Source organism: Planotetraspora kaengkrachanensis (genome assembly GCF_016862895.1).
GTDB lineage: Bacteria > Actinomycetota > Actinomycetes > Streptosporangiales > Streptosporangiaceae > Planotetraspora > Planotetraspora kaengkrachanensis.
This window is the reverse complement of sequence record NZ_BONV01000004.1, coordinates 168401-182600: the sequence shown is the minus strand read 5'-3', so window position 1 is coordinate 182600 and position 14200 is coordinate 168401. Positions and strand designations below refer to the sequence as shown.

The 14200-nt window shown below is 68.7% G+C and carries 15 protein-coding genes; 1 reads left to right on the top strand and 14 read right to left on the bottom strand.

The window, feature by feature from the left end:
* Window positions 1–39: 39 nt before the first annotated feature.
* From nuoK to Pka01_RS07245, 13 genes are all read right to left on the bottom strand, one after another.
* Window positions 40–336, bottom strand: coding sequence for an NADH-quinone oxidoreductase subunit NuoK (nuoK, locus tag Pka01_RS07305; protein WP_203881830.1), 297 nt, complete (start codon window positions 334–336; stop codon window positions 40–42).
* On the bottom strand, window positions 333–1139 hold the full coding sequence (locus tag Pka01_RS07300) for an NADH-quinone oxidoreductase subunit J (RefSeq protein ID WP_203881829.1): 807 nt from the start codon (window positions 1137–1139) through the stop codon (window positions 333–335). Before Pka01_RS07300 ends, nuoK begins: the two co-directional genes overlap by 4 nt.
* Window positions 1132–1647, bottom strand: coding sequence for an NADH-quinone oxidoreductase subunit NuoI (gene nuoI / locus Pka01_RS07295; protein WP_203881828.1), 516 nt, complete (start codon window positions 1645–1647; stop codon window positions 1132–1134). The genes Pka01_RS07300 and nuoI overlap by 8 nt, the downstream gene beginning before the upstream one ends.
* The gene (nuoH, locus tag Pka01_RS07290; RefSeq protein WP_203881827.1) at window positions 1634–2992 is read right to left on the bottom strand and encodes an NADH-quinone oxidoreductase subunit NuoH; all 1359 of its coding nucleotides are present in this window, start codon (window positions 2990–2992) and stop codon (window positions 1634–1636) included. The genes nuoI and nuoH overlap by 14 nt, the downstream gene beginning before the upstream one ends.
* Entirely contained in the window at window positions 2989–5397 is a 2409-nt protein-coding gene (locus tag Pka01_RS07285; protein ID WP_203881826.1) for an NADH-quinone oxidoreductase subunit G, read from the bottom strand. The genes nuoH and Pka01_RS07285 overlap by 4 nt, the downstream gene beginning before the upstream one ends.
* Window positions 5394–6680 (bottom strand): NADH-quinone oxidoreductase subunit NuoF, encoded by a 1287-nt coding sequence (nuoF, locus tag Pka01_RS07280; protein WP_203881825.1) that lies wholly within the window; start codon window positions 6678–6680, stop codon window positions 5394–5396. The genes Pka01_RS07285 and nuoF overlap by 4 nt, the downstream gene beginning before the upstream one ends.
* Window positions 6677–7357, bottom strand: a complete 681-nt coding sequence (nuoE, locus tag Pka01_RS07275) for an NADH-quinone oxidoreductase subunit NuoE (protein ID WP_203881824.1) — start codon at window positions 7355–7357, stop codon at window positions 6677–6679. The genes nuoF and nuoE overlap by 4 nt, the downstream gene beginning before the upstream one ends.
* A complete protein-coding gene (locus Pka01_RS07270; RefSeq protein WP_203881823.1) occupies window positions 7354–8673 on the bottom strand; it encodes an NADH-quinone oxidoreductase subunit D in 1320 nt (439 codons plus the stop codon). The genes nuoE and Pka01_RS07270 overlap by 4 nt, the downstream gene beginning before the upstream one ends.
* A 55-nt stretch (window positions 8674–8728) precedes the next feature.
* Window positions 8729–9409: an NADH-quinone oxidoreductase subunit C gene (locus Pka01_RS07265; RefSeq protein ID WP_203881822.1), complete on the bottom strand. Its 681-nt coding sequence runs from the start codon at window positions 9407–9409 to the stop codon at window positions 8729–8731.
* Entirely contained in the window at window positions 9406–9957 is a 552-nt protein-coding gene (locus Pka01_RS07260; protein WP_203881821.1) for a NuoB/complex I 20 kDa subunit family protein, read from the bottom strand. The genes Pka01_RS07265 and Pka01_RS07260 overlap by 4 nt, the downstream gene beginning before the upstream one ends.
* 2 nt (window positions 9958–9959) lie before the next feature.
* Complete coding sequence (locus Pka01_RS07255) at window positions 9960–10319, bottom strand: NADH-quinone oxidoreductase subunit A (RefSeq protein ID WP_111699579.1); 360 nt, start codon at window positions 10317–10319, stop codon at window positions 9960–9962.
* Between the two features lie 148 nt (window positions 10320–10467).
* A complete protein-coding gene (locus tag Pka01_RS07250; protein ID WP_203881820.1) occupies window positions 10468–11739 on the bottom strand; it encodes a geranylgeranyl reductase family protein in 1272 nt (423 codons plus the stop codon).
* A gap of 129 nt (window positions 11740–11868) precedes the next feature.
* A complete protein-coding gene (locus Pka01_RS07245) occupies window positions 11869–12606 on the bottom strand; it encodes a demethylmenaquinone methyltransferase (RefSeq protein WP_203881819.1) in 738 nt (245 codons plus the stop codon).
* A gap of 101 nt (window positions 12607–12707) precedes the next feature.
* On the opposite strand from Pka01_RS07245, the gene Pka01_RS07240 reads away from it, so the two are divergent.
* The gene (locus Pka01_RS07240; protein WP_203881818.1) at window positions 12708–13943 is read left to right on the top strand and encodes an NHL repeat-containing protein; all 1236 of its coding nucleotides are present in this window, start codon (window positions 12708–12710) and stop codon (window positions 13941–13943) included.
* On the opposite strand, the gene Pka01_RS07235 is transcribed toward Pka01_RS07240, so the two are convergent.
* A complete protein-coding gene (locus Pka01_RS07235; RefSeq protein ID WP_203881817.1) occupies window positions 13940–14149 on the bottom strand; it encodes a DUF4229 domain-containing protein in 210 nt (69 codons plus the stop codon). The two genes, Pka01_RS07240 and Pka01_RS07235, sit on opposite strands and share 4 nt — an antisense overlap.
* Window positions 14150–14200: the final 51 nt, after the last annotated feature.

Sequence of the window (14200 nt, the reverse complement as noted above, 5' to 3'; positions counted from 1 at the left end):
GGAGTGCTGGATGATCTCAGCGGGTTCCACGGCCACCTCTTAGTACTTCAGCAGGCTGGCGTCGTCGACGGACGCGGACCTGCGGGTTCGGAAGATCGTCACAATGATGGCCAGGCCGATCACGACCTCCGCGGCGGCGACGATCATCACGAAGAACGCGATGATCTGGCCGTCCAGGTTGCCGTTCTGCCGGGCGAAGGTGACGAACGCCAGGTTGCAGGCGTTGAGCATGAGCTCGACGCACATGAACACGACGATGGCGTTGCGCCGTACGAGCACGCCGACGCCGCCGATCGAGAACAGCAGCGCGGAGAGCACCAGGTAATGGGTTGTCACTTGCCGTCCTCCTCGCCGAGCGGCCGGGCTGTCTGCCCGTTGGTCCGCTCGCTCACGGCCTCCTCCTGGAGGATCCGCTCGACCTCCGGAGGCAACGTGCCCTCGGCTGCCTCGTACCGGGCGACGACGCGGTTGACCGACAGCGGCGACACCGAGCCGTCAGGCAGCAGCGCCGGCATGTCGATGGCGTTGTGCCGGGCGTAGGTGCCGGGTCCGGGCAGCGGCCCGGGGTTGCGGCCCAGCTGGCCGAACCGGACGAAGCGGGCCCGCGAGAGGTCCTTCTGCGTCGGCTTGGGCTCGCTGCGCTCCCGGTGGGCCAGCACCATCGCGCCGAGCGCGGCGGTGATCAGCAGGGCCGAGGTCACCTCGAAGGCGAACACGTGCCGCGTGAAGATCAGCTCGGCCAGCGACGGCACGTTGCCCGCCTGGTTGGCGGTGGCCAGGCCCTTGGGAGCCGACAACACCGCGTTCCCGATTCCGAGCCCGAGCAGGGCCGCGAAGGCGAGCCCGGCCACGATGGCCCAGAACCGCTGGCCCCTGATCGTCTCGACCAGCGAGTCGGACGAGTCCACGCCGACGAGCATGAGCACGAACAGGAACAGCATCATGACCGCGCCGGTGTAGACGATGATCTGCACCGCGGCCAGGAACGGCGCGTCCTGCACCGCGTAAAGCACCGCGAGCGAGAACATGACGACGCCGAGCATCAGGGCCGAATAGACGGCCCTGCGACTGAAGACGAGCCCGAGCGCGGCGGTCACCGAGACGACCGCCAGCACCCAGAACGTGATGGATTCACCCATTGCTACGACCCAACCGGTAGTAGTCCTCCTCGGTCTCGCCGAGGCGCATGGGGTGGGGCGGCTGCTCCATACCCGGCCCGAGCGGAGCGAGGAGCATCTCCTTGGTGAAGATCAGCGATTCGCGGCTCGAGTCGGCCAACTCGTACTCGTTGGTCATCGTGAGCGCCCGGGTCGGGCACGCCTCGATGCACAGGCCGCACAGGATGCACCGCAGATAGTTGATCTGGTAAGTGCGGCCGTACCTCTCGCCGGGCGAGAACCGCTCCTCGTCGGTGTTGTCCGCGCCCTCGACGAAGATGGCGTCCGCGGGGCAGGCCCACGCGCACAGCTCACAGCCGACGCACTTCTCCAGGCCGTCCGGCCACCGGTTCAACTGGTGCCGCCCGTGGAAACGCGGCGCGGTGGGCCGCTTCTCCTCCGGATAGTTGACGGTCACCGGCTTCTTGAACATGTGGTGGAAGGTGACGCCGAATCCCTTGATCGGGTTCAGCCAATCAGTTGCTCCCACTGGTCACCTCCTTGGCCTCTTGGTGAAGGCGCGCCGCCGGCACGACTCCGTGGTAGTGCGGCAGGTCGAGCGGCGGAACGGGGAACCCTCCGGCCGTCGGCTCCTCGCGGAGTTCCTCGAACTCCTCCTCGATCTCGGCGGCCCGGCTCTCTCTACGCCGCTGGTTCGCCGTGTCGAAGCGTAGCCATATGGCGAACGCCCCGATGACGACCACAGCGCCGATGGCCAGGATGGTCGCCCGGTCGGCCTCGGGCAGCCGCAGCGCCCTGAAGGTGGCGGCGAGCAGGATCCACGCGAGGTTGAGGGGGATGAGCACTTTCCAGCCGAAGGCCATGAGCTGGTCGTACCGGACGCGGGGCAGTGACGCGCGCACCCAGACGAAGAAGCAGAAGGCGAGCACCAGTTTGCCGAAGAACCAGAGCATCGGCCACCAGCCGGTGTTGGCCCCGTCCCAGATCGAGATGGGCCACGGCGCGTGCCAGCCGCCGAGGAACAGCGTGATCGCCACGGCGGAGACCGTGAAGACGTTCACGTACTCGGCGAGCATGAACATGGCGAACTTCAGCGACGAGGAGTACTCGGTGTGGAAGCCGCCGACCAGTTCGCCCTCACCCTCGGGGAGGTCGAACGGCACGCGGTTGGTCTCGCCCAGCATCGTGATCGCGTAGATCAGGAACGACGGGAGCAGCGAGAAGACGTACCAGGACGGCGTCGGGATGTGCAGCCCGAAGATGTCCCAGGTCCCGCCGCCCGCCTGCTTCGCGACGATCTCCGAGGTGGACAGCGTGCCCGCCTGCAGGAAGACCGCCACGAACGACAGGCCCATCGCGATCTCGTAGGAGACCACCTGGGCGCTGGAGCGCAGACCGCCCAGGATGGCGTACGGCGAGCGCGATCCCCAACCGGCGAGCACGATGCCGTACACGCCGATCGAGGCCATGGCCAGCACCAGCAGCACCGCGACCGGCAGGTCGGTCAGCTGCAGCGGAGTCCGCACGCCGAAGATCGAGACCATCGGGCCGAACGGCACGACGGAGAAGGCCAGGAACGCCGGCACGGCGATGATGACCGGGGCCAGGAAGTAGATGACCTTGTCCACGGTGCGTGGCATGAGGTCTTCCTTCAGGCCCATCTTCAGGCCGTCGGCCACCGTCTGGAGCAGGCCGAACTTGCCCGCCCTGTTGGGGCCGTAGCGGTGCTGCATGCGCGAGATGAGCTTGCGCTCGGTCCACACGCTGAGCAGCACGCCCACCATCAGGAACACGAAGATGAAGAGAGCCTTGATGATCGACAGCCACAGTGGGTCGTGGCCGAAGTCACTCAGATTGGGCGCGGGGTTGTTCACGAGACGCTCCCGATGGTTACGACGTCGCCCGCCACGGCACGCAGGTCGCGTGTCACGGACAGGCCGGCCGAGTTCGACGGCACCCACACGACGCGATCGGGCAGGTCCGCGATGCGCACCGGCAGGATCGCGTCGTCACCGACGACGATCTTCCCGCCGTCGACCGCCCCGATCTCGGCGGCGGTGGTCTCGGAGATCAGCGCCTCAGCGCGGCGCGCGGTCCCGGCCAGGTACGGCTCGCCGTCCTGGAGCCGTCCCTCGTCGAGCAGCAGGTGCCAGGTGGCCAGCAGCGCCTGGCCGGCCTCGGGCTCGCCGGCCGGGTCGCCGGTGACGCTCGGGGCGGCCGGGCGGGAGCCCCGCCAGGCGCCGAGCGCGGCGAGCTCGCGGCGGGCGGCCTCCGCGTCCGGCAGGCCCAGGTGGACGTCCATCTGGTCGGCGATGGAGACGACGGCCCGCAGGTCGCTCATGACTCCGGTGACGGGCGTGGCAACACCGAACGAGCGGCCCCTGCCCTCCCAGTCGACGAACGTCCCGGCCTTCTCGGCCACGGCGGCGACGGGCAGGACCACGTCGGCCCTGTCGGTGACCGCGCTGGCCCGGATCTCCAGGCTGACGATGAAGGGCGTGTTCTCCAGGGCGGCCAGCGCCTTGGCGGGGTCGGGCAGGTCGTACGGGTCGACGCCCGCGACCACCAGCGCCTCGATCTGGTCGTTCAGCGCCGCGTCGAGGATCTCGGCCGTGTCACGGCCGGGAGTGCCGGGCAGGGACGCGACGTCCCAGGCCCTGGCGACCTCGGTGCGGGCGGTCTCGTCGTCGACCGGGCGGCCGATCGGCAGCAGGCCCGGCAGGGCCCCCGCCTCGAGGGCGCCGCGCTCGCCGGCCCGCCTCGGCACCCACGCGATCCGCGCGCCGGCCGCCTGCGACAGCCGTACGAGCGCGGAGAAGGCGCCGCGGGAGGTGGCGAGCCGCTCACCGGCGAGGATGATCGATCCGGCGGGCAGGAGGTCGCCGGCGGTGGCGACCAGGTCACCGAGCACCTCGGCCTCGGCGCCGGGGGCCGTGCGGATGAGCGACCCCTTCATCTTGGCCAGCCCGGGCGACGCGAACGGCGCGAGGGCGTGGACCTTGAGGCCCTTCTTCCGCGCGGCCTTGCGCAGGCGCAGGAAGACGATGGGCGACTCCTCCTCGGGCTCGAACCCCGCCAGGAGCACGGCCGGGGCCTTCTCCAGGTCGGCGTAGGAGACCTCGATGCCCTTGCCCGCGATGGCGTGCGCCAGGAAGCGGGCCTCCTCCTCGGAGTGCGGGCGGGAGCGGAAGTCGATGTCGTTGGTGCCGAGGGCGACCCTGGCGAACTTGCTGTAGGCGTAGGCGTCCTCGACCGTCAGCCGCCCGCCGACCAGCACGCCGGCCTTGCCGCGTGCCCTGGCCAGACCTTCGGCCGCGACGCTCAGCGCCTCGGGCCAGGAGGCCGGGACCAGCATGCCGGACTCGTCGCGGATCAGCGGTGTCCTGAGCCGGTCGGACTGCGTGGCGTACTGGAAGGCCCAGCGGCCCTTGTCGCAGTTCCACTCCTCGTTGACCTGCGGGTCGTCGCCGGCCAGGCGGCGGGTGACCTTGCCGCGCCGGTGGTCGGTGCGCTGGGCGCAACCGGAGGCGCAGTGCTCGCAGGCGCTCGGCGTCGACACCAGGTCGAACGGCCGGGACCGGAACCGGTACGCCGCGCCGGTCAGCGCGCCGACCGGGCAGATCTGCACGGTGTTGCCGGAGAAGTAGGACTCGAACGGCTCGCCGTCGGCGACGCCCACCTGCTCCTTGGCCCCGCGGTCGAAGAAGTCGATCAGCGGGTCGCCGGCGATCTGGTCGGAGAACCGGATGCAGCGGGCGCACTGGATGCAGCGCTCGCGGTCGAGCAGCACCTCGGTCGACAGCGCGATCGGCTTTTCGAAGGTGCGCTTCTCCTCGACGAAGCGGCTCTCACCCTGGCCGTTCGACATGGCCTGGTTCTGCAGGGGGCACTCGCCGCCCTTGTCGCAGACCGGGCAGTCGAGCGGGTGGTTGAGCAGCAGCATCTCCATCACGCCCCGCTGCGCCTTCTCCGCGACCGGAGAGGTGAGCTGGGTCTGGATGACCATGCCCTGGGCGACCTCGATGGCGCAGGACGGCTGAGGCTTCGGGAAGCCGCGGCCGTTGCCCGCGTCGGTGATGTCCACCAGGCACTGGCGGCAGTTGGCCGCCGGCTCGAGCAGCGGGTGGTCGCAGAACCGCGGGATCTGGATGCCCAGCAGTTCGGCCGCCCGGATGATCAGGGTCCCCTTCGGGACGCTGATCTGGAAACCGTCGATGGTGAGCGTCACCAGGTCGACCGGCTGCTCGACCGCCCCCGCCGAGGTTGTCTGTACTGTCATGCCTTACCCCACACAGTTGACGCGGCGGGATCGAACGGGCAACCGCCGATCTCGAAGTGCTTGAGGTACTCCTCGCGGAAGTACTTCACCGACGAGTGGATCGGGCTCGTCGCGCCGTCGCCCAGGGCGCAGAACGAGCGGCCCAGGATGTTGTCGGCGATGTCGGTGATCGTGGTCAGGTCGTCCTCGGTGCCCTGACCCTTCTCCAGCCGCTTGAGCACCTGCTTGAGCCAGAAGGTGCCCTCACGGCACGGAGTGCACTTACCGCACGACTCGTGAGCGTAGAACTCGGTCCAGCGCAGGACGGCGCGGACCACGCACGTGGTGTCGTCGAAGATCTGCAGCGCCCGGGTGCCGAGCATGGAGCCCTTCGCCCCGACCGACTCGAAGTCGAGGGGCACGTCGAGGTGCTCCGCGGTGAAGATCGGGGTGGACGACCCGCCCGGCGTCCAGAACTTCAGCTCGTGACCCTCGCGGATGCCGCCGGCCATGTCGAGCAGTTCGCGCAGCGTGATGCCGAGGGGCGCCTCGTACTGGCCGGGCCTGGTCACGTGGCCGGACAGCGAGAAGATGCCGAAGCCCTTGGACTTCTCCGTGCCCATCCCGGCGAACCAGTCGGCGCCGTTGGCCACGATGCTGGGCACGCTGGCGATCGACTCGACGTTGTTGACCACGGTCGGGGAGGCGTACAGGCCGGCGACCGCGGGGAACGGCGGCTTGAGCCTCGGCTGGCCGCGGTATCCCTCCAGCGAGTCGAGCAGTGCCGTCTCCTCGCCGCAGATGTACGCCCCTGCGCCGCTGTGGACCACGACCTCGAGGTCGTATCCCGAGCCGAAGATGTCGCTGCCGAGATAGCCCTTCTCGTACGCCTCGCGGACCGCGGCCTGGACCCGGCGGATCACGTGCAGGACCTCGCCGCGGACGTAGATGAACGCGTAGTTGGCCCTGATGGCGTAGGCGGTGATGATGACGCCCTCGACCAGCGAGTGCGGGTTGGCCATCATCAGCGGGATGTCCTTGCAGGTCCCGGGCTCGGACTCGTCCGCGTTGACCACGAGGTAGTGCGGCTTGCCGTCGTTCTGCGGGATGAATCCCCACTTCATTCCGGTCGGGAAGCCCGCTCCCCCTCGGCCGCGCAGACCCGAGTCCTTGACCATCTGGATGATGGCGTCCGGGTCGGTGCTCAGCGCCTTCTTGGCGGCCGCGTACTCGCCGTAGCCGTCCACCGTGAAGGCGTTGGGCAGGTCCCAGTTCCGCGTCAGAACCGGCGTCAGCTGTGTCATCGGTCGTTCACCGGTCCTCCGTCGGCGGCGGGCGCCTCCCAGCCGTTGGCCTTGGCGATCTTCAGGCCCTCGAGCGAGGGGCCGGACGCCGCCGGGCCGTCGCCGGCCTGGCCGTCGGGGAACCCCGCGAGGACCCGCGACGCCTCCTTGAACGAGCAGAGCCGTCCGGGCCCGCGGGTGGGGACGACCTCCTTGCCCGCGCGCAGGTCGTCGACGAGCTGCTTGGCCGACTCAGGCGTCTGGTTGTCGAAGAACTCCCAGTTGACCATCATCACGGGCGCGAAGTCGCAGGCGGCGTTGCACTCCAGCCGCTCCAGCGTGATCTTGCCGTCCTCGGTCGTCTCGTCGTGGCCGACGCCCGCGTGCTCGCTGAGCTCCGACCAGATCTGGTCGCCGCCCATGACGGCGCACAGCGCGTTGATGCAGACGCCGACGTTGTACTCACCGGACGGCTTGCGCTTGTACATCGTGTAGAAGGTCGCCACGCCGACGACCTCGGCCTTGGACAGGCCGAGCATCTCCGCGCAGAACTCCTGACCGTCGTCGGAGACGTAACCGTCCTCGCTCTGCACCAGGTGCAGCAGCGGCAGCAGCGCCGACCGCGGCTTGGGGTAGCGGCCGATGATCTCCTTGGCGTCCGTCTCCAGACGCTCGCGGACCTCAGGTGCGTAGCTCACCGGTCCACACCTCCCATGACTGGGTCGATCGAGGCGACAGCCGAGATGACGTCGGCGATCATGCCGCCCTCGCAGGTCGCGGGCACAGCCTGCAGGTTCGTGAAGGACGGGTCGCGGAAGTGCACCCGGTAGGGGCGCGTCCCGCCGTCGCTCACCACGTGAGCGCCGAGTTCGCCGCGGGGCGACTCGACCGCCGCGTACGCCTGGCCGGCCGGGACCCGGAAACCTTCGGTCACCAGCTTGAAGTGGTGGATCAGGGCCTCCATCGAGCTGCCCATGATGTGCGCGATGTGGTCGGGCGAGTTGCCGAAGCCGTCCGGGCCGAGCGCGAGCTGCGCGGGCCAGCCGATCTTCTTGTCCTCGATCATCACGGGGCCGTTCTTCAGCGGGCCCTGGAGCCGGTCGAGCGCCTGCTCGATGATCTTGAGGGACTCCTCCATCTCGGCCACGCGGACGAGATAGCGGCCGTACACGTCGCAGGTGTTCTCCGTCGGGACGTCGAACTCGTAGGTCTCGTAGCCCAGGTACGGCTGGGACTTGCGCAGGTCCCAGGGCAGGCCCGCCGCCCGCAGCATCGGCCCGGTGATCCCGAGCGCCATGCAGCCGGTCAGGTCGAGGTAGGCCACGTCCTTGGTCCTGCGGGTGTAGACCGGGTTGGCGTCGAGGAGCTTGCGCATCTCCTTGATCCTCGAAGGCATCACCTTGAGGAACTCGCCGATCTTGTCCACCGCCCCCGCGGGGAGGTCGACGCTCACGCCGCCGGGCCGTACGTAGGCCATGTTCATCCGGAGACCGGTGATGTACTCGAACAGGTCGAGCACCATCTCACGCTCGCGGAAGCCGAAGAGCATCGGCGTCGTCGCGCCCAGCTCCAGGCCGAACGTCGCGATGGCGACGAGGTGCGAGGAGATCCGGTTGAGCTCCATCATCATGACCCGGATGGCCTGCGCCCGCTCCGGGATCCTGTCGGTGATCCCGAGGAGCTTCTCGACGCCCATGCAGTACGCCGTCTCGTTGAAGATCGGCGACAGGTAGTCCATGCGAGTGACGAACGTGACCCCCTGGGTCCACGTGCGGAACTCCATGTTCTTCTCGATGCCGGTGTGCAGGTAACCGATCACCGTGCGGGCCTCGGTCACCGTCTCGCCGTCGAGCGTCAGCACGAGGCGGAGCACGCCGTGGGTCGAGGGGTGCTGCGGCCCCATGTTGATGACCAGGCGCTCCTCGGCCGAGTCCGTGACGGTCTCGACCAGCTCGTCCCAGTCCTGACCGGCGACGTCGTAGACCCGGCCTTCGGTCTCAGTGGTGCTCGTCACGACGCTCTCCTCGCTGCGCTCGCCGACTCCTGACAGGCGGCACTGATGTGCTCCCTCACGAGTACGACCTCCTCTGGTCCGGCGCGGGGATCTCTGCGCCGCGGTACTCGACCGGGATGCCGCCCAGCGGGTAGTCCTTGCGCTGGGGGTGGCCCTCCCAGTCGTCCGGCATCTCGATCCTGGTCAGCGCCGGGTGGCCGTCGAAGACGATTCCGAAGAAGTCGTAGGTCTCGCGCTCGTGCCAGTCGTGCGTCGGGTAGACCGGAACGGTGGAGGGAATGTGCCGGTCGTCGTCGGGGCAGGACGACTCGACCCTGATCCGCCGGTTGTGCGTGATGGAGCAGAGGTGGTAGACCGCGTGAAGCTCGCTGCCGGTCTCGTCCGGGTAGTGGACGCCGGAGACGCCGAGCGACAGCTCGAACCGCAGCGCCGGGTCGTCGCGGAGGTGCCGCAGCACGTCCACCAGACGCTCACGGGCCACGTGGAAGGTGACCTCGTCCCGCTCCACGACCACGCGCTCGATCGCGTCGCCGAAGTCGGGCTCCAGGGCGTCGGCCATCTCGTCGAAGTACGACCCGTACGGCCGCTGGGAGAAGGCCTTCGCGGGGCGCCGGACGACCAGGCGGCCGTATCCGGAGGTGTCGCCGCTGCCCTCGGCGCCGAACATGCCCGTGCGGGCGATGGGCGTCTCCTCCGCCGTCGCCCCGGGAACCTCAGGGAGGTTGTCGGTGCTCATCTGTCGGCTCCCTGGTCGATCAGCGGCAGCGTCCGCAGCGCCTGGAGCTCGAGCTCGTCGATCTGCTTGGCCCGGTGCGCGCCGAACTTCATGTTCTGGATCTTGTCGTGCAGCTTCACGATGGCGTCGATCAGCATCTCGGGCCGCGGCGGGCAGCCGGGCAGGTAGATGTCGACGGGCACGACGTGGTCCACGCCCTGCACGATGGCGTAGTTGTTGAACATGCCGCCACTGGACGCGCAGACGCCCATCGCGATGACCCACTTGGGCTCGGCCATCTGGTCGTAGATCTGGCGGAGCACGGGCGCCATCTTCTGCGACAGGCGGCCGGCCACGATCATCAGGTCGGCCTGGCGGGGCGACGCCGAGGCGCGCTCCATGCCGAACCGCGCCAGGTCGTGCGTGGGCCCACCCGTCGCCATCAGCTCGATCGCGCAGCACGCGAGGCCGAAGGTCGCCGGCCAGACGGAGTTCTTCCGGGCCCAGCCCGCCACCTGTTCGACGGTGGTCAGGACGAACCCGCTCGGAAGTTTCTCTTCAAGACCCATGGCTAATCCCAATCGAGGCCGCGACGGCGCCACACGTAGGCGTACGCCACGAGGACGGTGACGATGAACAGCACCATCTCGACCAGCCCGAACACGCCGAGCCTGTCGAAGGCCACCGCCCACGGATAGAGGAAGATGATCTCGATGTCGAACACGATGAACAGCATCGCCGTGATCATGTACTTCAGGGGGAAACGCCCACCGCCGACCGGCTGCGGAGTGGGCTCGATGCCGCACTCATAGGCGTCCAGCTTGGCGCGGTTCCAGCGTTTCGGCCCGGTGAAGGGCGCGATACCCACGGAGAACACGGCGAATCCCGCCGCGAGGACCGCGAGCACCAGAATCGGCACATACAGCTCCATGGCTACATGTCCTCGCTTGGTCGGTGGAATGGGACAGTCACGGCGAGCCCCGGCACAGGCGATCCCCGGTCCGGCGTACGGACGCCGGATGTGGCAGCGGTCTCACGAGTCGGCACGAGATCGCCGGAGATTGCTGCTGTGACGGAGTTCATGCGGGCGGAGCCACCTTGGAAAGGGCGTTGATGATGCGGTCGGAGGCGTCGCCCCGACGGTCTGTGAGATTAGCGAGGAGTTTCAGAGCGAATCTCATCAGGGTCGGGTGTGGAAGCCCGTGCCGCGTGGCGAACTTCATCACCCCGGGCTTGCCGATCGCCTCGACGAACAGCCGCCCAAGAGTGAAGTATCCGCCATAGACGTCTTTGAGGATACGCGGGTACTCGCGCAGTACACGCTCACGCTGCGCCGGAGTCGTCCGAGACAGGGCCTGGACGATGATGTCGGCCGCCGTCCTGCCGGTCTCCATGGCGTACGCGATGCCCTCGCCGTTGAAGGGGTTGATCGAGCCGCCGGCGTCGCCGACGAGCATGAGACCCCGGGTGTAGTGGGGCTGCCGGTTGAAGGCCATCGGCAGTGCCGCGCCCCTGATCTGCCCGACCATGTTCTCTTCGGTGTAGCCCCACTCGGCGGGCATGTTCTTGACCCAGCGCCTGAGCAGGTCGCGGTAGTCGATGTTCTTGAAGGCCGCGCTGGTGTTCAGCAGGCCCAGCCCCACGTTGGACGTGCCGTCGCCGACGGGGAAGATCCAGCCGTAGCCCGGCAGGAGACGGTCGCCGTCCCAGAGTTCCAGCCACGTCTCGAGATAGTCGTCGTCGTGCCGGGGGCTCGTGTAGTAGGTCCGCACCGCGACGCCCATCGGGCGGTCCTCGCGCTTGTGCAGGCCCATGGCCAGGGACAGCCGCGACGAGTTGCCGTCGGCGGCGACCACCAGGCGGGCTCCGTAGGTGACGTCCTCGCCGTCCTTGCGGGCCGTCACGCCGACGACGTGGCCGCTGCGCTCGTCGAGGACCGGCCCGGTGACGGTGATCCCCTGGATGAGCGTGACGCCGTTGCGCTCCGCGTGTTCCGCGAGGATCTGGTCGAAGTCCATCCGCGTGCGCACGAGCCCGAAGTCGGGGTAGCTGTGCAGGTCGGGCCAGTCGAGCTCGAGGCGCAGGCCGCCGCCGACGACCCGCAGGCCCTTGTTCCTGATCCAGCCGGGGCCGTCGATGTCGACGCCCATCCCGATGAGTTCCTTGACGGCCCGAGGCGTGAGCCCGTCCCCGCACACCTTCTCGCGGGGGAACCGGGTCTTCTCCAGCAGCAGGACGTTCAACCCGGCTCTGGCGAGGAAGAAGGCGGCCGTCGCCCCCGAGGGGCCGGCACCGACGACGATGACGTCGGCTTCCGCTGCTCTCCGCTGTGCGCGGACCTGCTCGCTCACGGGGACCTGTCCTGTCCGAGGAAGGAAGGTCCGAGGGTTTTGGACCTTCGTGCCTTTGTGAACCTCTTCACAAACTTGTCGCGCCGAAGTCTAACCCTTATCCGCCGGACAATGTCAGAGGGGGTGAGGCTAAGGATTGACGGCGCCCGGCTTGACCGCACGATGGAGCGCGACGATGCCGAAGGAAAGGTTGCGCCAGGCGACTCTCTCCCACCCCGCCTTCTGGATGATGGCCGCCAGCGCCGCCTGATCGGGCCACGCCCGGATCGACTCCGCGAGGTACTCGTAGGAGTCGGGATTCGAGCTGACGGCCCTCGCCACCGGCGGCAGCAGCTTCATCAGATACTGCGAGTAGACGAGATCGAACGCCTTCATCGGCGGCCGGGAGAACTCGCAGATGACGAGGCGCCCGCCCGGCTTGACGACCCTGAGCATCTCACGCAGCGCCTGCGTCGTGTCGGCGACGTTCCGCAGCCCGAAGGAAATGGTCGCGGCGTCGAACGCGCCGGCCGCGAAGGGCAGGTGCAGGGCGTCTCCGGCGACGAAGCTGACCCCCCTGACCCCTCCGCCGTACAGGCCGGAACCGCCTCTCCTGGCCACCCCGGTCCTCAGCATGCCGAGCGAGAAGTCGCAGGCGATCGCCCGTGCGCCCAGCAAGGTGAAGGCGTCCGTCGACGTGCCTGTGCCCGCCGCGAGGTCGAGCACCAACTCGCCGGGACCGGCGTCGATCGCGTCCGCCGTCGCCTTGCGCCACAGGCGGTCCTGGCCCAGCGAGAGAACGTCGTTTACCAGGTCGTACCGCCGGGCCGTGCGATCGAACATCGCGGCGACCTCGTGCGGCTGCTTGTCCAGCGATGCGCGCGTCATGCACGCAAGCCTAGGCGGCCCGTCGGGAGGCCTCTCACCACCGTTGCGCGATGAGCGGAACGTAGTTCATTGATTACGCTGCGTCTGCTAGAACTTTGGGAATGTTCGCCAGAACCACACTGCTCGCGGCGGCGGCCCTCGTCCTCCTGTCCGCCGTCCCCGCCCAGGCCGGCATGAGACAGCCCCGCGTGGTGTCGGCGAACCCCGTCGACTCGACCCCGCACGTGCTCGACGGCATCGTCAACGCCTTCGCCCTCGTCGGGAACACCGTGGTCGTCGGCGGCAGCTTCAGCGCCGTCCAGGAGGCCAGGGGCACGGCGGAGATCCCCCGGGCCAACATCTTCGCCTTCGACCTCGGTTCCGGACGGGTCTCGCGCACCTTCGCCCCCGACCTCGACGGGCCCGTGACCTCGCTGGCCACCGGCCCCGACGGCAGCGTCTTCGTCGGCGGCTCCTTCAACGGCCCCCAGCGGGCGCTGGTCCGGCTGCGGGTGGACGACGGCTCGCCGGTGCCGACCTTCTACGCGCCCGCCTACGGAGGCGACGTCGCCAGCCTCGTACGTCAGGGCTCGAAGCTCTACGTCGGCGGCGACTTCGTCAGGATCGGCCTGAGCATGCGGACGGCGCTGGCCCGCGTCGACGTGGAGACCGGAGCCGTCGACCCGGCCTTCACCGTCACCCCGTCGGGCGGCCCCGGCGCCGGCCCAAGGGTCTACGCCATGGCGGCCGGCCACGACCGGCTCGTGGTCGACGGGTCGTTCGCGGCCCTCGACGGCCTGCGCCGGCCCCAGCTCGGGGTGATAGATCTCACGACAGGTCGCGTCGCCGACTGGCACACCGAGGTGTACGCCGCGGCGTGCAAGCCGAACTTCCCCTCTTACGTCCGCGGGCTGGACATCTCACCCGACGGGCAGTATTTCGTGGTCGTCACGACCGGCGGCCCCTTCCCCGGCACCACGAAACTGTGCGACTCCGCCGCCCGGTTCGAGACGTACGCCAAGGGTGATCAGGTGCGCCCGACCTGGGTGAACCTCACCGGAGGCGACTCCCTCTACGCCGTGGCGATCAGCGGATCCGCCGTGTACGTCGGCGGCCACCAGCGCTGGCTCGACAACCCGCGGGGGGCCGACAGCGCCGGGCCGGGTTCGGTCAGCCGCGAGGGCATCGGGGCGATCAACCCGGTGACCGGCAAGGCGCAAAGTTGGAACCCCACGCGAGAAAGGGGAATCGGGGTAAAGGCGTTCCTGACTGTAAAGAAGGGCCTTTTGGTGGGAAGCGACACGACCACCCTTGGACATGAGTACCATGCCCGGATCGGCATGTTCCCGACGACCTAGTTCTCCTCGGATCCTCCGCGTTTCCTGGTGATCCGCTCGCTGAGGGCGTCACGCTGTTTCGACAGCAGCACGTAGCTGATGACGCCGCTGACCAGAAAAGCCGCGGCGAGCAGGGCGTACGTGCGCAACCCGACGAGGTACAGGACGGCGAGGGCAGCGGCGAACAAGCCGATGCGCGAAAGGGTGTAAACGACTACCGGATGCACAGCGTCGAGGTTACGTCACCTTCCCGAGATGTAGGTCTCTCTTCGCATCGG